Source organism: Stenotrophomonas sp. SAM-B (assembly GCF_013387485.1).
Classification (GTDB): domain Bacteria; phylum Pseudomonadota; class Gammaproteobacteria; order Xanthomonadales; family Xanthomonadaceae; genus Stenotrophomonas; species Stenotrophomonas maltophilia_AA.
Genome location: NZ_JABBXB010000037.1, coordinates 1 through 446 on the forward strand (window position 1 = coordinate 1; position 446 = coordinate 446).

Here is a 446-nt window from a genome sequence, read left to right on the forward strand (position 1 = left end):
AGCAGTGAGGAATATTGGTCAATGGGCGAGAGCCTGAACCAGCCAAGTAGCGTGAAGGATGACTGCCCTATGGGTTGTAAACTTCTTTTATAAAGGAATAAAGTCGGGTATGCATACCCGTTTGTATGTACCTTACGAATAAGCATCGGCTAATTCCGTGCCAGCAGCCGCGGTAATACGGAAGATGCGAGCGTTATCCGGATTTATTGGGTTTAAAGGGAGCGTAGATGGATGTTTAAGTCAGTTGTGAAAGTTTGCGGCTCAACCGTAAAATTGCAGTTGATACTGGATGTCTTGAGTGCAGTTGAGGCAGGCGGAATTCGTGGTGTAGCGGTGAAATGCTTAGATATCACGAAGAACTCCGATTGCGAAGGCAGCCTGCTAGGCTGCAACTGACGCTGAGGCTCGAAAGTGCGGGTATCAAACAGGATTAGATACCCCGGTAG

At 48.0% G+C, this 446-nt stretch carries 1 rRNA gene; it reads left to right on the forward strand.

From position 1 onward, the window contains the following. Positions 1–446, forward strand: a 16S ribosomal RNA gene (locus tag HH110_RS19120); the annotation flags it as partial.